The organism is Burkholderia sp. AU30198 (genome assembly GCF_020419825.1).
Lineage (GTDB): Bacteria > Pseudomonadota > Gammaproteobacteria > Burkholderiales > Burkholderiaceae > Burkholderia.
Window position 1 is genome coordinate 154,024 of sequence record NZ_JAIZSA010000017.1, and the last position, 19,589, is coordinate 173,612.

General features: G+C 65.6%; 13 protein-coding genes. 2 read left to right on the plus strand and 11 right to left on the minus strand.

Annotated features, from left to right (window positions below; translation table 11 throughout):
* The first annotated feature begins 161 nt into the window (after positions 1-161).
* Positions 162-2,390, plus strand: coding sequence for a penicillin-binding protein 1A (locus tag LGN19_RS30580; protein ID WP_226218893.1), 2,229 nt, complete (start codon positions 162-164; stop codon positions 2,388-2,390).
* A 33-nt stretch (positions 2,391-2,423) separates the two neighbouring features.
* Here LGN19_RS30580 and LGN19_RS30585 read toward each other — a convergent pair whose 3' ends face one another.
* From LGN19_RS30585 to LGN19_RS30620, 8 genes are all read right to left on the minus strand, one after another.
* Positions 2,424-4,310, minus strand: a complete 1,887-nt coding sequence (locus tag LGN19_RS30585; protein ID WP_226218895.1) for a WG repeat-containing protein — start codon at positions 4,308-4,310, stop codon at positions 2,424-2,426.
* A 48-nt stretch (positions 4,311-4,358) separates the two neighbouring features.
* A complete protein-coding gene (locus LGN19_RS30590; RefSeq protein WP_226218897.1) occupies positions 4,359-5,621 on the minus strand; it encodes a hypothetical protein in 1,263 nt (420 codons plus the stop codon).
* 226 nt (positions 5,622-5,847) lie between these two features.
* Positions 5,848-7,182, minus strand: coding sequence for a hypothetical protein (locus LGN19_RS30595; RefSeq protein ID WP_226218960.1), 1,335 nt, complete (start codon positions 7,180-7,182; stop codon positions 5,848-5,850).
* A gap of 400 nt (positions 7,183-7,582) precedes the next feature.
* Positions 7,583-9,010, minus strand: coding sequence for an MFS transporter (locus tag LGN19_RS30600; protein WP_122948020.1), 1,428 nt, complete (start codon positions 9,008-9,010; stop codon positions 7,583-7,585).
* A gap of 167 nt (positions 9,011-9,177) precedes the next feature.
* On the minus strand, positions 9,178-9,804 hold the full coding sequence (locus tag LGN19_RS30605; RefSeq protein ID WP_226218900.1) for a hypothetical protein: 627 nt from the start codon (positions 9,802-9,804) through the stop codon (positions 9,178-9,180).
* 79 nt (positions 9,805-9,883) lie between these two features.
* On the minus strand, positions 9,884-10,459 hold the full coding sequence (locus LGN19_RS30610) for an imm11 family protein (RefSeq protein WP_226218902.1): 576 nt from the start codon (positions 10,457-10,459) through the stop codon (positions 9,884-9,886).
* Positions 10,460-10,566: 107 nt separating this feature from the next.
* Entirely contained in the window at positions 10,567-10,956 is a 390-nt protein-coding gene (locus LGN19_RS30615; protein WP_122948023.1) for a hypothetical protein, read from the minus strand.
* A gap of 49 nt (positions 10,957-11,005) precedes the next feature.
* Entirely contained in the window at positions 11,006-11,389 is a 384-nt protein-coding gene (locus LGN19_RS30620; RefSeq protein WP_174961300.1) for a DUF2750 domain-containing protein, read from the minus strand.
* 673 nt (positions 11,390-12,062) lie between these two features.
* Here LGN19_RS30620 and LGN19_RS30625 point away from each other — a divergent pair.
* Entirely contained in the window at positions 12,063-14,507 is a 2,445-nt protein-coding gene (locus LGN19_RS30625; RefSeq protein ID WP_226218904.1) for a DUF3772 domain-containing protein, read from the plus strand.
* 51 nt (positions 14,508-14,558) lie between these two features.
* On the opposite strand, the gene LGN19_RS30630 is transcribed toward LGN19_RS30625, so the two are convergent.
* The 3 genes from LGN19_RS30630 to LGN19_RS30640 are packed head-to-tail and all read right to left on the minus strand — an operon-like array spanning position 14,559 to position 19,517.
* The gene (locus tag LGN19_RS30630) at positions 14,559-15,947 is read right to left on the minus strand and encodes a TolC family protein (protein ID WP_226218906.1); all 1,389 of its coding nucleotides are present in this window, start codon (positions 15,945-15,947) and stop codon (positions 14,559-14,561) included.
* Between the two features lie 43 nt (positions 15,948-15,990).
* Positions 15,991-17,334 carry an HlyD family type I secretion periplasmic adaptor subunit gene (locus LGN19_RS30635; RefSeq protein ID WP_175222969.1) on the minus strand — a complete coding sequence of 448 codons (1,344 nt, stop codon included), beginning with the start codon at positions 17,332-17,334 and terminating at the stop codon, positions 15,991-15,993.
* On the minus strand, positions 17,331-19,517 hold the full coding sequence (locus LGN19_RS30640) for a type I secretion system permease/ATPase (protein ID WP_226218908.1): 2,187 nt from the start codon (positions 19,515-19,517) through the stop codon (positions 17,331-17,333). The genes LGN19_RS30635 and LGN19_RS30640 overlap by 4 nt, the downstream gene beginning before the upstream one ends.
* Positions 19,518-19,589 lie beyond the last annotated feature (72 nt).

Here is a 19,589-nt window from a genome sequence, read left to right on the forward strand (position 1 = left end):
CGATTCGTCAGCGGAATCGCATCCGCGCGTGCCGCAAAAGGTTGTCGGCGAGCAACAAACGTAATCGTCTGTAAATCCTGCAAGCAAACGGCCGTTTTGGCCTGCGTCGCAGGTGCGCCGTTTGCTAGGATCGCGCCTCTTCCCTCCGCGCTCCTGCCGCCTTGAATCGCTTCGTGCCGCTTCTCCGAGATGTGTGGCGCCGTTGCCGCGCCCGTGTCGTACCGTTCGCCGCCGCCAGCGGCGCGCGCATCCGCGCGCTGGGCGCCGGCGTGCTGCATCGCCTGCGTCATCCGACGCGCCGCGGCGTCGCGCTGACGCTCGCCGCCATACCGGTGCTGGGCCTGCTGGTGCTGCTCGCGTTCGTTCCGTTCACGCCGAGCATCGGCGACATCCGCAAGGCGCGCATCGACCGCCCCGCGCGCGTGCTGTCCGCCGACGGCCAGCTGATCGCCGAGTTCCGGCCGGTCAACCGCGAATGGGTGCCGCTCAAGCAGATCTCGCCGCACATGGTCGACGCGCTGATCGCGACCGAGGATCACCGCTTCTACACGCATCACGGCATCGATTTGCGCCGCACGCTCGCGGCCGGGCTGCACACGTTCTCGGGCGACCGCCAGGGCGGCTCGACGATCACGCAGCAGCTCGCCCGCAACCTGTATCCGGATGAAGTCGGCCGCGCGCCGACGCTCACGCGCAAGGTGAAGGAGCTGATCACCGCGTTCAAGATCGAGTCGGTGTACAGCAAGGACGAGATTCTCGAGACCTACCTGAACACCGTGCCGTTCCTGTACAACGCGTACGGCGTCGAAATGGCCGCGCGCACCTACTTCGGCAAGTCGGCCGACCAGCTCGACATCGTCGAAAGCGCGACGCTCGTCGGGATGCTGAAGGGCAACAGCTACTACAACCCGGTGCTGAATCCGGAACGCGCGGTACAGCGGCGCAACATCGTGCTCGACCGGATGGCGCAGATGCGCATGCTGACGCCGCAGGAGCTCGCCAAACTGCAGCGCCAGCCGCTGCGCGTCGACTTCGAGCCGCAGTCGGGGCAGCCCGGCCTCGCCCCGCACTTCGCGGTGCAGCTGCGCAAATGGCTGATCGCGTGGGCCGATCGCAACAACTACGATCTGTACTCGGACGGCCTCGTTGTACGCACGACGCTCGACGCGCGGCTGCAGGACATGGCGACGCAAGCGCTGGCGCGGCAGACCGAACGGCTGCAGGCGATCGCCGACAGCGCGTGGCGCGGCCCGTCCGGCTGCGGGCTGCGCAACGACCTGTTCCGCGGCTTCATCCGCCAGACGCCCGACTATCGGCAGGCTCGCGACACGGGGCTCACCGATGTCGCGGCGCTGAAGCAGCTCGGCGCCAATCGTGAGTTCATGCGAGCGCTGTGCGAACGCAAGACCCAGGTGCAGGCCGGCTTCGTCGCGATCGACCCGCGCAACGGCGCGATCCGCGCGTGGGTGGGCAGCCCCGATTTCGGCAGCGAGCCGTTCGATCACGTGTCGCAGGCGCGGCGCCAGCCAGGCTCGACGTTCAAGCCGTTCGTCTATGGCGCCGCGTTCGCGGACGGCATGCGGCCGGGCGATACGTTCGTCGACCGCCCGGTGGCGATCCCGATCGGCGGCCGCGCGGTCTGGCGCCCGACCGACGAGGAGCCGCCGACGGGCGAGCCGATGACGTTGCGCGACGCGCTCGCGCTGTCGCGCAACCGCATCACCGCGCAGGTGATGCAGCAGGAAGGCGCCGCGAAGGTCGCGCAGCTCGCACGTGCGATGGGGGTGCGTGAGAGCCCGCTCGAAGCGGTACCGTCGCTCGCGCTCGGCACGAGCCCCGTCACGCTGAAGGAGATGGTGTCCGCGTACGGCACGATCGCGAACCGCGGCGTGTACGTCGCGCCGCAGATGATCACGCGCATCGAGGATCGCGACGGCAAGGTGCTCGCCACCTTCGGCAGCGCGCCGCCCGAACGTGCGCTGCCGGCGCCCGCCGCGCAGACGCTGGTCGACGTGATGCGCGACGTCGTCGATCGCGGCACCGGCGCCGACATCCGCTCGCGCTACGGGATCCGCGTCGACGTCGCCGGCAAGACGGGCACGACGCAGGACAACGCGGACGGCTGGTTCATCCTGATGCATCCGCAACTCGTGGCCGGCGCGTGGGTCGGCTTCGACGACGGCAGCGTGACGCTGCGCAGCGACTACTGGGGCGCGGGCGCACACAGCGCGCTGCCGATCGTCGGCACGTTCTACGATGCGGCGCTGCGCGCGCGGGCGATCGATCCGCACGCGCAGTTCTCGCCCGACTTCCGGCCGCGCAGCGCGCCGGCGCCGCGGCGGCGCACGCCGCATCCGGGCCTGTTCGACTGGCTGAGGTTGTTCCGCTGATCCTGGGGCCGTCGGGCAAGACGGCCGTTCGCTTTACGTGCGCGTCGTCGTCGCGCGCCCGTCCGGATACAACCAGACGGCCACGCCATCGTCGCGCCATGCCGCGACCGGCTTGCCGTCGCGCCAGTTTTCCGCGATCGCGGCGCGGCGGACAGGCCACGACATCAGCAACGTGCGCGCGGCGTTGCCGTCGAACAGCGCGTCATCGCCGATCCGTGTGTAACGGGCCGGATGCAGCACGGTGCCGTCCGCACGGAACACGGTCGCGCGCACGTCGTCGCCGTCCTCGTCCAGCACGCCGGCCAGCCAGCCGTAACCGGACGCGAAGAACAGGCCGGTCAGGTCGTCGCAGCGCCCCAGCGAAATCGTCGTGCCCGCCTCCAGATCGCAGATCGCGACATGCATCGGGTCCTCCGACAAGAGGCCGACCGCATAGCGCGTGAACAGCTCGCGCGGCACCGCCGTGTCATCCGGCAACCACGGCAGCGCCCACATGTTCACGAAATCGAACCGCGTCAGCGCACGGCCCAGCCCGTCGACAATTGCGCAACGTCCGTCGCCGCGCCGCACGATGTGGCGAATCGCGCCAAGGTCGGTCACGGTCTCCGTCCGCTCGCCGTCGATCAGCCTGGCGATTTCCGCGTAACGCGGCTCGACGACCGTCCGGCCTTTCAGATCGACGAGGCCGACGTGATCGCCCCGCTGGGCGATGAACGCACCGCATTCGGACGACCATTCGAGCGACGTCCATTCGGGCCGTGCCCGCCATTGCCCGTCGCGATCGACCAGCCCCCAGTGCTCGCCCTCGCACACCGCCACGACGGCGCCGTTCACGAATTCCTGCGCATCGTCGAAACGCGGCGGGATCACCCACGCGCCGTTCGTGTCGACGAAGCCCCAGCGTTCGTCCAGGCTCGCGGACGCCAGCCCGTCGGAGAACTCGCCGAAGTTGTCGAGCAACGGTTCGAGCACCCACGTGCCGTCCGTGCGTACGAGCCCGAATCGCTCGCCGACCCGCACGCATGCGATGTCGCCCGTGAAGTTCCAAACTTCGTCGAATGCCGGCTCGCGCACGACGCGCGCACCCGCCTCATCGGCGAGCAACAGGCCGAACTGCCCGTCGCGCGCCACCCACAGCAACCGGTCGTCGTGCGCGCCGCTGCGCCACAGGCTCGTCCACGCCGGCGGCACGATCACGTCCCATGCGTCGTTGTTCTCGCGCCGGACGCCCCACAAGCCGTTGCGTCCGCGAAAGCTGAACGTGTCGCAGGCGAGCCAGCGGCCATGTACCTCGCCGGCATCGAACATCTCGGCAAACGTCACGCCGCGGGGCGGCTCCTGACGCTTGAAATAGTGATGCGACACGCCGCCGAATCCGAAGCCCCACGCCCAGTCGCGCCAGTCGGGACGCGCTTCGATCTCGAGCGCATCACGCACGCCGCGCACATCGCGGAAGTCCATGCAGTTCGCGACTTGCCACCACAGGCGCGTGCAGGTGTCGCGCTCCTCGTCGATGAATGCGTCCGGCTCGCCGCCGGCAAGCCACGACAACTCGTCGAGATTCGCGGAAAACCGTGGCGCGCCATGCGCATCGCCGAGCGCGTCGATCGATTCGCCGAGATGGCGTAAGAGCGCATCGAACTGGCGCGCGAGCGCCGGATCGTCGCCGGGCAGCGGATGTGCGACGACGAACGATGCGAGCCGGCTGAGGCGCGCATGCGCGGCCCGCGCATCGCTGGCGAGATTCGGCGTGCCCGCGTCGCCGAACACGCGCTGATCCGTAATCGCGTCGCCCGCGCCGCCGTCGGCGAGCAGCACGCGCCATAGCAGCGGAAAGTGATTGTTGGATTCCGCGAACTCGATCGTCCGCGCGTCGTCTCCATCAGCGGCCTGGAGATAGAGCCATGCTCGATTGCCCATCGGTCGGATCGCCCTCGTTGTCGTTGTATGGCGTCGGTTCGGTCGCGGTCAGTGTGCAGCGGATGCCTTCAGCAGCCGCAGGATCTCCGGCGTATCGGCGGCGTCCGCCAGCACTTTCGCGGACGGCTTCACGCCGGCATCGAGCAGGCGCTGCACGCCGTCGACACGACGCGCGGTCACCTCGCCGTCGAGCAGCGCATCGTCGTGTAGCACGTCCGGGTTTGCGTCCTTCGCGAGCAGCACGAAGACCGATGCCGGCACGGGCGGATTCAATGCGTCCGGCAACGCGACGTCGGCGAGCCGGTACGGGTTGTTGTCACGGAGCTGCCAGCGCAGCATGCCGCGCGCCTGCCACTTGCCGAGCACCGCGAGCGCATCCGGCTCCGGCAGTTGCACGATTTCCGCAACGAGATCGCTCGCCTGCTCTTCTCGGCCGTCGCGCAGCGTGTCGGGCGGCGGCAGGTTCGGCACCAGCACGTCGAGCACGAGCGCCTGCCGGCGCGCGCGATCGGGCGACGTCGGTGCGCCCGCGTCCGGCCGGTTCTGCCGCAGCAACTGGCCGGCCACACGCCAGCGATCGTCGCGGCCGTGTTCGTCGCGCGGCACCTGGTGCGCACGCAACATCACGCCGAGCCAGCGCCACATCGAATCGACTTCCTTGTCGTCGTTCGACGTCACGCCGTCGCCGACGATCTCGTCGAGCGCTTGGCCGCACACGAACGCGCGCTGTCGCACCGGTTCGAGTCCGGCAAAGTACTTGTGGGCGGGTTCCGGCAGCGCATCGAAGTCGGCCTGGCTCATGTCGGGCGGATGGTGGCCCGGGCACCGGCCCGCGTCGGCAATCTCCCGGCCCGCCACCGCCTTCACGGGCTCAGGCGGCGAATCGCCGCTGCGCGCGACCGGATACAGTTCGATCCCGTTGACCTGGAAACCCTGCATCGCCAGCATCACGACACCCGTCGTCGAATGCTTCGTCTCGAAGTTCTGGCCGGTAATCGACGTGACCTGATACGGCGAGCCAATCGGCATCTTGATCAGTTCGCCGCCCGGCACGTCGAGCACGCAGGCGCCCGGCGGCGCCTTGTCGGGGCCCTCGGTTTCCAGCTCGGCCTCGTGCGTCGGCGCCGTTTCGACACTCCACTGGCCGGCGTCGCGCACGCGCAGCACGATCTCGCCGCCCACTTTCTCGACGCGCAGCGTCGCGGGTTTACCGGCCGCCGGCGCGTAATCGCCGAGCAGGGTATCGCAGGCAGTGCCGGCCCGCGCGGACAGCGACGCGAGCAACAGCAGACAGAACAAGGGGGTACGCACGGCTGAAGCCTCTCTCTTCGAATTGTTTTGGGAATGTCCGGCGCGACAGCGCACGGCGGCGGCGACACGACCGATCGCCGCCGGACGCCAATATAGCGAACGTGAGCGACGTATGCCAGCCGGCGCACGCCCATGCGACAGGCAGGGAAACGCAAAGGTGTGGCGCGGCGCCGGATGGGTCCATCCGGACGAAGCGGAGCCGCCGCGTGCTGCGCCGCGCCGGCCGTCAGTCCGCCGTGTCGCCGCCCTTCGGCACCTTCGACCACGCCTTGCGCCCCGGCAACGGCGACCACGCCGGCCGCGTCTTGCGGGCGCTGTCGATCACGACCAGGTAGCGGCCCGCGATCGGCGTGATGTCGCGATCGCGACGCAGCACCCACAGCGACTTGCCGGCTTCGACGCGCGCCTGGTAATCGTCGTCGAGCAGGCCGTGCCGGTCGAAGAACGTGTTCAGCGACGCGGGAATCCGCACGCACCCTTTCGAGTGCCGGATGCCGAGCAGCGATTCGAGGCGATCGGGATCGGTCGCATGCATCTGGAAGCGCATCGGCGACACGCCGCCCTTGCCCCAGCCGCGCTCGCCGTCCACCCAGCCGAAGTCGTAGATGCGCATGTCGCGGCGGCCGTAGCCGCGAATGCCGTTCTCGTTCGTCGTGCCTTCCGCGCGGAAATCCATGTTGTCCGGCGAGTGATGGAACACGCCGAGCGGTGTCAGGAAATGGTCGTACTTGCCCGGCAGCCCGGTGCCGACCGGCGATGCGCCGATCATCATCCACGCGTTGGCCGGCGTCGCGCGGAAGTAGATGAACAGCGCCTGCACGGTCGGCGCGCGGTCGACCATCGCGATGTATTCGCCGGCGAGATCGCCGAGATCCGCATCGACGAGCGCCTTCTGGAGCCGCTCGCCGTAGGCACGCTGCTCGCTTGCCGGCACGTTCAGACGCCGCGTGACTTCCTGTGTGAAGCGCTTGCGCATGTCGACCGCGCGTGCCGTCGCATTTTTCGCCTCGTCGGCTGATAGCGGCGGATGCCGGCGCGGCAGTGTCGGCGCGGGGGGCCCAACCTCGCTGGCGGGCGTCGTGGAAGCGGCAGAGGCAGGTGTGGCGGCGGAAGCAGCGGAAGCGGCAGAGGCCGCGGATGCGGATGCGCCCGATGCACTCGATGCACCCGACGCCGGACTGGCGGGCTGCGCAGGATGCGCGTGCGATGCGGCAGGCGCGGACTGCGCCGCCGAGGCTCCCGACGATGCATGCGCCGACGAAGCGGCATGCGCACGGGAAGCCGCCGATGCGGGCGACTCGACTGATGAGGATGACGTAGCAGCAGGCGACGATGCGTCGGACACCGCAAACGCAGGCCGCTCGACAAGCACGGCGATCGGCAGTGCCGCAGCGAGCCAGATACACGCAGCGGCGACACGGGCAAGACTACGCGGCTTCACCAATCGCCGCGCCAGGCTGAAAAGCATCATACGTTCGAAGCCATCGGCCGATCCGGCCGCCGCATGCTGCTGTTGCGAGCGGCGCATCTTCCGCGCGAGCCATCGACACGTCCGGCGCATCATGTGCGCCCGACGCCGACGCCTCTTCGCGACGGAGCCGTTCGCTGATGCAACGCGTGCGGTCCGATGGCGGCTAATGAGTCGTCAGGCCCTTCATTTTACGCGCCTGAGCAAGAATCGGCAGCGACGCCCAGTTGCGGTTTCACCGTGGATTTGCGCTTCGTCACGCTTTGTTTCAACTCGTTGCCGCCCGCATTTTCGTTACGTGGCAATCTTGTTTGTTGGGCATTTGAGATCGATACAGGTAGCCGTGTGTTTCGCCAAGACGCGATGGCCTCTTCAAATCGATTCGTATGCCAGATCATTCCCGATACACGATACATGCCGTACGCGCGATGCAATCGCCATCGCACGGCACGCATGCCGCACGAACCGTGCGACACGCGTGCACCACCGTCGATTACTTCGAGATGGCTTCGAGCGCGATGCCCTTCGTGCGCGGCCCCATGAGCCCGATCGCGGCCATCACGATCACCATCGCGCCCGCGATGAACGCGAACACGCCGAAAGTGCCGAAGCCCTTCAGCACGGCCGCGATCACGAACGACGAGAAGATCGCCGAGAAGCGGCTCCACGAATAGACGAAGCCGACTGCCCGTGCGCGGATCGACGTCGGGAACAGCTCGGCCTGATACGCGTGGAAGCTGTACGACATGATGTTGCTCGCGAGCGTGAGGCCGATGCCGAGCACGATCAGGAATGCGCCCACCGTCGTCTGGCTGAACAGCAGCCCGCAGACGACGATCGCCGCCGCCATCGCGACGATCACCGACTTGCGCTCGAAGCGGTCGGCGATCACGAGGCCGATCAGCGGGCCGATCGGTGCGGCAAGCGCGATCACGCTGGAATACATCAGGCTCGACGTGATCGTGATGCCCTGCTTGATCAGCAGCGTCGGCACCCAGTTCGCGAAGCCGTAGAAGCCGACCGTCTGGAACACGTTGAAGATCGTCATCATGATCGTGCGGTTGCGATACGGCTGCACCCACATGTCGCGGAAGCTGCCGCGCGGCGGCACGGGCTCGGCAGGCGCGGGCGGCGGCAGCGGCCGTCCGTACTCGGCTTCGACCTTCGCCTCGAGTGCGCGCATGATGCGGTCGGCTTCGTCGACCCGGCCCTGCTGCGCGAGCCAGCGCGGGCTTTCCGGCAGTTCGCGGCGGATCCACCACACGAACAGCGCGCCGTGCGCACCGATCAGCACGACCCAGCGCCAGCCATCGAGGCCGAACGGCGCATGCGGCACCAGCAGGTACGCGAGGAACGCGACCACCGGCACCGCGACAAACCCGACCGCCTGCTCGCACGCGAACGCGCGGCCGCGGATCTGCTTCGGAACGAGCTCGGAAATGTACGTGCCGATCGTCACCATCTCGACGCCCAGGCCGAGACCGACGACGAAGCGCCAGAAGTTCAGCCCGGCAGCGGTGTCCTGGAACGCCATCACGACGTTGGCGGCCGTGTACCACAGCAGCGACCACGTGAAGATCGCGCGGCGGCCGAAGCGGTCGGCGAGGAAGCCGCACGCGATCGTGCCGATGAAGAGCCCGGAGAACAGCGCGGCGATGAAGCTCGCGACGCCCGTGGTGCCGAACAGGCCATGCGTCGTCGCCGACAGGATCCCGCTTTTCACGAGGCCGGGCGCGACGTAGCCGCTATAGAGCAGGTCGTAAAGCTCGAAGAAGAAGCCGAGGCTCAGCAGAACGACGAGCTTCCAGACGGTACGTGTAGGCGGCAGGCGGTCGAGGCGGGCCGAGATGGAGCCGGGGTCGATCGCCGCGGGGCGGACGGCGCCTGCTGCGGCGAGCGGGTCGGGCTGGGTGGATGCCATGGTGGCAAGTCTCCGGATTCTTGATTGTCCTGGCGCTACCAGAGCGGTGCTGGCGAGCGGCTTCGCGCATTTTAGCGAGGCGAGCGGCGGAGCACATCAGTCGACTGACACACTGGAGCGGCTGTGATCCGGCCGGTGCCGCCCTCACTGGCGAATGACGCGCACCGTCATACGGGCTTCACGGCCGGCCAATCGACGCGCTCCACGTCCAGAAATTCGACGCCCGTGATGCCACGCCTGACTGCCTCGTCGCGAAAATCCCCGGAGCAGATCAGCGAATTGCTGCTCCCGACCATGCCGGCCAGCTTGAAGATCGGGCATGAAAAATCGCTGGAAACAACCAGCTTCCTGATTCTCTCGATGCCGCCGAACTTTCCGGTAACAAACGCCGACTCGCCGCCATCGACCTCTTCGGGTTGAAAGCTCGGGAAGATCGACACGCAATAGCCGCTTCCGGAAACCCGCTCTCCCGCCAAAGACAGGATCTCGACGGGTGCGACATCAACCATCGGGACGCTAAGCGCAGAGAGGGCAGCGCCGAATCTCTCACTGATCAGGTAATAAAAACCCAAGTCGCTGCGAACGTCAAAATCGCACCGTGCCTCTTCGGTGATGAACACCACACCGGCGGGAAAGGGTTCGTGTGCCTTCCTGCGCGACGGGTTGGCATACCACGGGAAATATCCGGCTTCGACGCGCTTGGCATCCGGATAGTACCGGTCATACAACGCCCCATTGAGCATGCCGATTCGGCCGCCTGGCGCTGAACCTTGAGACAGAACGTAATACTTCACGATAGATCGCCCCTTGCTAGGCACACTCGGCTGTCGCCGATCTCCGGTATCGCTGACAGCACGCTTGCTTGATCCGGCCTCAAGCGGCCGGCGGGATACCCGTCGTGAACCGGACGCCTTTCTTCGCGGCGCGCAGTACGGCATCGGCCAGTTGATCCCCGACGACGATGCAGGTCGGGGAGTCGGATTGCCGCCCTATACCGTTGGCGGGGAAATCAGGGCGCAAGACCATCTTTTTGAAGCCGACCCTGGCGTCAGGAAACCCGTGGATTTTCACCATGATCGGCTCGGAAGCGTCGTGATCGACCGCATCGACTGTCCGCATCGGGTTGAGAAGAAAGTACGCGCCATCGATAGCGTCGCCGCGCGAGCCGATGACGGCCGGGATGAACTGAACATCGTCGTCGTTCGCCAGTTCCTCGATCGCAGCCCGCACCGCGTCACTGACGAGCGGAATCAGGATGTCCGACCAGATGACGCCGTAGTCCGCGATCTTGGGCCTCCCGCTTCGGGGAAGCTCGAACCACAAAGGGGCTGGCGTTGCGACGCGCTTTCCCGCCTGCAACTCGAAACGATCCACCCCGTTTTTTGCTTCGTCGTAGCGTGCCATCCGGCGTTCCGGATAGTCCGCCTCCGTGGTCCAGATTTTCGTCATCTTTCACCGTATCCGTTTCACGCGGATCGCTCCAGTACATGCGCCGGCCGGACATCCCTGCTCGCCGTTCTCCGGCAAAGCAAAATATTTCATGCAGGCGCCCCGATTCAATCGATACCGAAGTCACGCATATTCAGCGCTACCGGCGACAGGATGAACGACGTGCCATCCGCGTCCTGCTTGACGTGCCAGAGCACCAGACCATACGTCCACATTTTGCCGGCGATCGTCAGGTACTCGTCCACCCTGTTCTCCAGTAATCCGCCCAATACAAACGGAGGAAGCCACATCAGCTCGATACGACCATCGCCCCTCCAGCCATCCTGAAGGAACCGCTCGCGTGCGACCTTTTCATACGGCGCCGGATCGCTCAGGAATTCACTGGCAGGGCGGCAGAAATTCAGGTTGTCCACCCACTCGTACGCATAGCAAAAGAAGTTGCCCATCGCGTCCGGGGCATACGGAATGACATCGCTTTTATTGATGGAATAGCCCATGCATCACATCCTCAATCTGTTTCGTGTCCCGAAGCGAACGCGTTTCGATTCACTCATATTGCGTCAGCTCCAGCCGGATCGACGCCAGCAGATCCCGCGGCAATACAAGCCGCCCGTTGTCTGCCGGCGCCGGAAAAACCGCACATAGCCTTTGATCCGTCTCCATCCCGGGCAGCCAGCGCGACAAGAACGCGTCGAGCGGAATCGCTTTCGCATGAAAGCCCGTCCACGCGTCATCGGCACATAGCGCCGCGAAGTCCTGCTCGGGCCAAAACGGAATCGCGATGCGGCCCTCTGCGGTTGCGGTCGCCCACCCCGTATCGAACAATCCCCAGACGACTTCCGAGTCGGCAATCTTGCGAATGAAGTAATCGCGCCGCGCCTGCGCATCGAGCCGCAGAACGCTTTCGATCTTCTGTGGATGAAGTGCCATCAATCGCCTCCGGCTCGACGTCGGGTCTGACGGACATCGGCCGCGAGTTTGCCCGGGCGCGGAATCGCGTGAATCACCGGCACCGGCCAGCCGACGTCCGCGTCGCCGCACGCACGGATGCCTGCGCCGAAGGGCACGACATGGCCCGGATCCGCATCGGACGGCCACCGCGTTGTCGATTCATCCGCCGCGCGCGAAGGAAGTGTTTGATCTGCCACGCTCTCAGGATTCTTTTCGTTGTTCGTGTTTCGACGCTCGGCGACTGAGCCGCGTCTCGTGTCCCGGACGACCTGCCGGTGACTCGCGGGATTGTACGACGACCGGACGGCCTGACAATGCCCGTCCCCCTGCATGGGGCATGCGACTCATGCCCCGTTTATCCGGTTCGCCCACGCGCCGGCTTTATGTAAATTTCGTAACCGTCTGTCCCGCCGCCAGCCATCGCCGAGCGCCGAAAACGGGCCCGATTCGGCACCATTCGATCCACACACCCGCCGTAATACGGCGCAAACGGCCCAACCCGCGGTGCGTCCCCCTTTTCGGCCGCCACGACATCACAGATGCACATTCGGAAGTCGTTCACCTCCGCGCCCCGGTAACATGCTACCGGGCCAATCACCGGCTTCCGGGCGCCTTTCGGCGACCGGCACTGTCGGCCAATCGTAAGCATTCCATGTCCATACAACGACTCTCTCTCTACGCGCGCCGGATCGCGCTGATCGCGCTGCTGCAGTTCGCGGCGATCGCGACCGCGTCGGCGTTTCCAGGGGCCGCCTCGGCCCCGATGGCGAGCGGCGTCGGCGCACCCGTCCCGGCCATCTCGCTGAACGACGCCATCGCGCAGCTCAAGCAGATGCAGGCCGAGCAGGACCGCATCAAGCAGCAGACCTCGACCGCAACGAGCAGCAAGGAGCTGGACGCGCTCGACAATGCGACGCAGGATCTGAGCACCGATGTCGAGAAGCTGCAGAGCGATCTCGTTCCGCAACGCGCGCAGATCCAGGCGCAACTCGACGTGCTCGGCCCCCCGCCTGCCGACGGCGCCGCGCCGGAAACGCCGGCCGTGGCGAAGCAGCGGGCGACGCTGAACGCGCGCAAGCTGCAGCTCGATGCGGCGTTGAAGCAGACTGCCGACCAGAAGACCAACCTCACGAACCTGAACGAACAGTTCGCGAAGCTGCATCGCGGCCTGCTGAAGAACCAGCTCGCGTTCCGTTCGGGCGGCATTTTCAGCGCGCAGTTCTGGCTGCCGCTGTTCCATCTTTCGCCGGACGACGCCCAGCGGCTCGGGGACTTCGACGAAGAAATGCTCGACATGCTGCGCTCGTCGTGGGTGCCCGGACAAAAGGCGATCACCACGCTGCTGCTGATTGCCGCGTTCGCGGCATGGATCGGCGGTCGCCGGCTCATCGAGCGCGGGCTCGCCTGGTTCTGCGTGAACCGCCTGCCGGCGACCCGCCTGCGCCGTAGCGCGCTGGCGTTGTCGACTGCGCTGTCGACCCTGCTGGCCACCGCCATTGCCGTTCAGATCCTGTACCTCGCCGTCGCGCGCCACTACGACCTCACGCCGGGGTTGACCGATCTGTGGGACCAGTTCGCGAAGCTTGCCGCGACCTGCGCGCTGATCGCCGGGCTCGGCCGCGCGCTGCTCTGCACGAAGCATCCGTCGTGGCGCCTGCCCGCGCTCGCCGATCCCGTCGCACTCGCGATGAAGCCCTTCCCCGGCATCCTCGCCGCGCTGCTGCTGATGTCCGGCACGCTCGAATCGATCAACCGGATCGTCGACACCAGCCTGTCGGTCACGCTGTTCGGCCGCGGTATCGTGTCGCTCGTCGTCGCGCTGACGGTCGGCGCGTCGCTGCTGCGCTCGAACCGCGCGCGCAGCGCGCTCGCGGCCGCCGGCGAAGCGCCCGAGCAGCGCTCGACGCTCGCCGGGCTGATCCATGCCGCCGTCACGCTGGCCATCGTCGCGGCCCTGATCGCGCTGCTGATCGGCTACATCACGGTCGCGCGCTTCATTACCTACGAGCTCGTGTGGTTCGAGATCGTGCTGGGCGCCACCTACATCCTGATCCAGTTGATGCGCGACGCGAGCGAAAGCCTGTTCTCGTCGAGCCTGTCGACGGGCCAGCAGATCAAGAACCTGTTCGCGCTCGAAGACCGGCATCTCGACCAGGCCCGCACGGTCCTGTCGGGTTTCAGCACCAGCCTGCTGATGCTGATCGCGGCCATCGCGCTGCTGACGGGCGGTTTCGGCACGACGCCGGGCGACCTGCTCGACAGCGCGGTCGCGATGATCGGCAGCCAGCGGCTGCAGAGCCTGAACATCATGCCCGACCGAATCATGAACGCCGTGATCGGGTTCGCGATCGGCTTCTACCTGCTGCGCTCGCTGCGCCGCTGGCTCGACAGCGAGTTCATGCCCGCGCTCGGCATGGATACGGGGATGCGCGTGTCGCTGATCACGCTGTTTACCAACGTCGGCTACGTGCTGCTCGTGCTGATGACGCTCGGGCTGCTCGGCGTCAGGTGGAACAACCTCGCGTGGATCGTCAGTGCGTTGTCGGTGGGTATCGGTTTCGGCCTGCAGGAGATCGTGAAGAATTTCGTGTCGGGGCTGATCCTGCTGACCGAGCGCCCGGTGAAGGTGGGCGACATGATCAGCATCGCGGGCGTCGAAGGCGATATCCGCCGCATCAACGTGCGTGCGACCGAGATCCAGCTCAGCGACCGCTCGACCGTGATCGTGCCGAACTCGCAACTGATCTCGCAGAACCTGCGCAACGTGACGATGGGCAACAGCACGCAGGGCGTCGCGACGCTGGTGCTGACGTTCCCGCTGAACACCGATCCCGAGCAGGTGCGCGACCTGCTGCTCGCCGCGTATCGCTCGCATGACGCGATTCTCGAGAAGCCGGCGCCGTCGGTCACGTTCAGCCAGCTCACCCCGGACGGGATTACGCTGAGCGTGACGGGTTACGTGGCGAGCCCGCGGATCGCCGGTTCGACGAAGAGCGACCTGCTGTTCGAGATCCTTAAGCAGTTGCGCGCGGCAGGGATCACGCTGTCGAGCCCGCAGATGCTGGTTGTGCAGAACATGCCGGTGGTGGAGCAGTGAGAAAAGACGGCCCGCTGCGCACGGCGGCCGTCTCTACCGTCGCCTGCTGCGCTACCGGAGCGCCCACCGCCCCATGACACCTGCGCTGGCAAACAGCCGAAGCCGTGCTGCTTCCCACTCGGCCTGCGTTCGCACCCGTTCCTGGCGTGCATCTGAAAGCGCCGCCTGCGCCGAAAGCAGTTCCAGAATGTCACCGGCGCCAAGCGCGTAACGATTGCGCGCCGATGCCAATGCTGCTTCCGCAGCAGCCAGCAAGCGTGCGGACACATCCAGGTTGTCCGCGGTCGTCTCGGCATCAGCATGGGCCTTCAGGACATCGCGCAGAATCTGCTGTTGCGTATCGAGAAGCCGTGCGTGCGCCTGTTCAACCTGGGCCTGCGCTCCGCGTATCCGGTACGTGCGAGAAAATCCCTCAAAGAACGGAATCGTTAAAGTGAGGCCGATGCTTGTCTGCGTCGCCCGCACCGACTGCAATCCCTGATTTGGATAGCCGTTCCTCGACAACGTGCCGCTCAGATCCAGTGTCGGCATCCCCTCCGACCGAACAGTCGTCACTTTCGCTTCGGCAGCCTTCCATTGGGCCCGAGCCGCCTTGATTTCCGGGTGAGAGCTTTCCGCCACGCTAAGCCACTCGCTTAGCTGGCGCTCTGCATCCATCGCAACCGGCACGACGGCCTCCTCGACCTCGATCCGCGTACCCACAGGCAGCCCCGTCGTAAAAACCAGTTCTGCACGTGCGCGAGCCACGTCCCCGCCAGCACGTCGTGCTGCCAGCGTCGCCTTGGCCAACGCCGTCTCCGCCTGCAACGCGTCTGCTCGGGATGCGACGCCCCGTGCCAGCCGCTGACGCGATGCCCTCAATGTCGCCTCAGCCAATGCCGCGGACTCGGTACGCGCCACGAACGCCGCTTGCGCATTCTGGAAATCGAAATAGCTTCCGATGACCTCCACAACCGTCTTTTGCATCGCGGCGTCGTGACCAGCCAACGCAGCCGTCAGCAGTTGTTGCGCCGCGGCGCGGTTCGCAGCCCGCCCACCAAAGTCGAGTAACCGCCAGTTCAGGCTCGCGTTCGATGTCCTGCCGGCGCCGCGCGTATTCATCGTTGGTGCGTCCGGATATCGGTTATAGGTCGTCAGTTGGCTGATCGATCCGCTAACGGTCGGAAGCCACGCCGATCGGGCTTCGCCCAGTGCGGCCGCCTGGATCTTGATCGATGCCCATGCAACCCGAATTCGCGGACTGAGGCAAAGTGCGAGGTCGATCGCATCACCAATCGTCAGCGGCTTCGTCAGGTCGACGGATGAAGGGCACCCAATCGGCGTGTCGTCACCCGGCAATCGCGGCCCGACATCCAGCATGGGCGGACGAGTCAGCAACGGATCGACGAAGCCGTCCGGAATACCACGCGTTTCTGCATTGCATGCAATCGAGATGAACATCAGGCCGCAGATCCACCGACGCACACCGGTGCCACTCATGTTCCTAGCGCTCACGCAAACTCTCCCGCGCGTGCTGCAGCAACGGCGACAGTACATACTCGATCACCCGCCGCGTACCGGTTCTGATCTCGGCACTGCCCGACATGCCCGGCGACAGTGCGATCTTGCGACCATCTACCACCAGCGCCGAGCGATCGAGCACAACCCGCACCGAGTAGACAAGGCCCTTCTTCTCATCGTCTATCGCATCGCGCGAAACGTGACTCACTGTCGCCGACAGCGTGCCGTACTTCGTATATTCGAATGCGTCGATCTTCACGCTTGCGGCCTGCCCTTCCTTCACGAAGCCGATATCACGGTTGTCGACGAACGCCTCCATTTCCACCGAGCCGTCTCGCGGCACGATCTGCATCAGCGGCTGCGCGGCCGGCACCGCTGTCCCGATGGTATGAACGGCAAGCTGCTGGACGGTTCCGTCGATCGGTGCGGTCAGGCGCAGCAGTTCTCCATGCGCCTCCGCTCGCCGCACATCTCCCGCCGACGCATCGATGATTCGTTGCGCGTCATTCAGTGCATCCTGTGTATTCCTGCGCGTCTCGGCCACCAGGGCCGCGCGTTGGTGACGTGCATCCGCAAGCTGTCCCGCTGCATCGATGCGCTGTTGCTCGGCCTCGATCCATGCGTGCTCCGCAACGTCACGAGACTTCATCAGCTCGGCATAGTCGTCAGCACGACGCGCCGCAAGCGGAGCTGCCTGACCGTACCGACGAATTTCGCCGTCGAAACGATTCCGTCGAGCGACGAAATCGCGCCATTGATCCCGCAAATGTCGCTCGACCTCGCGCCGGCGCTCGGGCGACACGCCTTCGACATCCGCCAGTCGGGGTTGTCGCCCTGTGTCGATCGCATCGATCAACGCGCGGGCACGCTCGGCTTGCAGCACCGCATTCAGCCGGTCTCCGTCCGCTCGCTGACGTTCGGCGTCGATCACGCGCGTATCGAGATCGATCAGCGCGTCACCGGTCTTCACGACCTGTCCGTCTCGCACGTGCAGCGCTCGCACGCTAGCGACCTCGACCGCCGCCAGTGTCTTGGTTCGGGAGGCTGGAATGATCTTGCCACCACCGTCGACGACGATGTCGATTTTCCCGAAATACGACCAGACGATTGCCGTCGTCACGAGCAGAATGAGGATGCGTGCGACCCACCGTCCCGCCGGCGAAACAGGTGCCGCCTGGACAGACAGCGCCGCCGGCAAGAATTCGGCCTCGTTCGCGTTGAATGCCGGCAGCGTCATCCGATGGCGTCGCTTCCAGCAGTGACGCCAGACATCGCGATAACGCCCGAACAGTTCGCGCCAGGCCCCTGCCTGCTGTCGCACGCTCATGTCCCCGCCTCCGCTACGTCGCGACCGCCCTGTTGCAGCGAATACAAGTGTGCGTAGATGCCATCCTGCTTGCGCAGCAGTATGTCGTGCGTACCGCTTTCCACGATCTGCCCGCGATCCATCACGAGAATCCGGTCGGCGTCGCGCACTGCAGAGAGCCGATGCGCAATGATCAGCACCGTGCGCCGTGCGCAGATGTCGCGCATGTTGGCCTGTATGACGGCCTCGGATTCGTAGTCGAGCGCGCTGGTCGCCTCGTCGAATATCAGGACGCGTGGATCGGTCATCAATGCGCGAGCAATGGCGATGCGCTGCCGCTGTCCGCCCGAGAGCCCGGTGCCATGCTCGCCGACGAGCGTGTCGTAGCCCTCCGGAAGCTCGCAGATGAATTCGTGCGCACCAGCCAGCTTCGCCGCATCGATCACAGCGTCGATCGATGCAGTGGGTCGAGCTAGCGCGATGTTGTCCCGTACCGAACGGTTGAACAGCGTGTTTTCCTGCAGAACAACGCCAATCTGCTGCCTGAGACTCGCCGTATCGACCACTGCGATATCGTGCCCGTCGACCAGCACTCGCCCGCGATCCGGCACGTAAAGCCGTTGCGCGAGCTTGGTCAGCGTGCTTTTTCCCGACCCGGAGCGGCCCACGATGCCGATAACTTCCCCCGCCGCGATCCTGACGGAGATCTGCCGGATGACATCACTCGCATCCGGCCGGTAGCGAAACGATACCTGGTCGAACTCGATGGCACCGGCGAGACGCGGTACTCGCGTCTTTCTGGCGGCGGTTTCAGGCGCGGTGTTCAGGATATCGCCGAGTCGCCCCATCGAAATCCCCACCTGTTGAAAGTCATTCCACAGCTGCGCAAGACGCAGTATCGGGCTGGACACCTGCCCCGCCAGCATGTTGAACGCGACGAGCTCGCCGACGGTCAACCTGCCGTCCATCACCAGCGTGGCACCTAGCCACATGATCGCCGCCGTCACCAGCTTGCTGATCAACGTCACGCCACCGCTCGCAATCGTGGCAACGTTGGTCGCGGACAGGCCCGCACTCACATAGGCGGCCAGTTGACGATCCCATCGATCCGTCCAGCGTGGTTCGAGTGCCATTGCCTTGACCGTGTCGATCCCGCTGATGGTTTCGACGAGGAACGACTGATTCTCTGCCCCCTTGTTGAACTTCTCGTTCAGGCGACGCCGAATGACCGGCGTAAACACGATCGACAACAGCACGTACAGCGGAATCGAAACAACGACAATCAACGTGAGCCATGCGCTGTACCAGAGCATCACGCCGAGGAAAACGAACGAGAACGCGAGATCCATCACCAGCGTGACGGCGTTGCCAGTGAGAAACGCGCGAATGTTCTCCAGCTCGCGAATGCGGGCGACAGAGTCGCCGACACGACGCGCCTGAAACCAGGCCAGCGGCAAAGCCAGCAAATGACGGAAGAGCCGTGCGCCTAGCTCGACGTCGATCTTGCTGCTGGTATGCGCGAAGACCCACGCTCGTATCCCCGAAAGCGCAGCGTCGAACAGCGTCGCGCAAATCAGCCCCACGGCGATCACGTTCAACGTCTTCATCGCGTGGTTGACCAGCACCTTGTCCATCACCACCTGGAAGAACAGCGGCGTGGCGAGGGCAATCAATTGCAACACCAGAGAAAGCGCGAGGACTTCGCCGAGCAGTTTCCGGTACGTGACGATTGCCGGAATGAACCAGCTGAAATCGAAGCGCGCGAGCGTACCTGCAATGCTGCTCTTGCTCGTGAAATAGATGAGCTTGCCGGTCCAGATCTCCAGCAAACGCTCTTGCGTCAGCACGCTCGGCGCCTCCCCCGGAAACTGGACAAGCACCCGAGGCGCACGCGTTCCATCCCCGGCCTGATACTGTCCGACCACGAAATAGTTCCCGTCGCCTTTCGCCTGCGCGACCGCAGGCAACGGCGCCCGATCCAGCCGTCCGGGGTTCTGTTGCACGACCCGGGCCGTCATGCCGAGCGAACGCGCGCCACGCAGGATCGTCTGAGTATCAAAGCGGCCGAAGCCGAATTCATGCCGCAACGCAGCTTCGTCGGCTGCGATGCCGTGCAGGCTGGCCATCGTCAGAACGACTGCGAGACCGGAGTCGACGTCCTGCGTCGAAGACGACACAGGATGCTGGAGAACAGAACTGTCCATGAGGAGAAAGGCGAGGCAAGGAAGGGAATTCGGTGCGGCCAGGCAGCGATCCGCCCGGTTGGACGTGAGGCG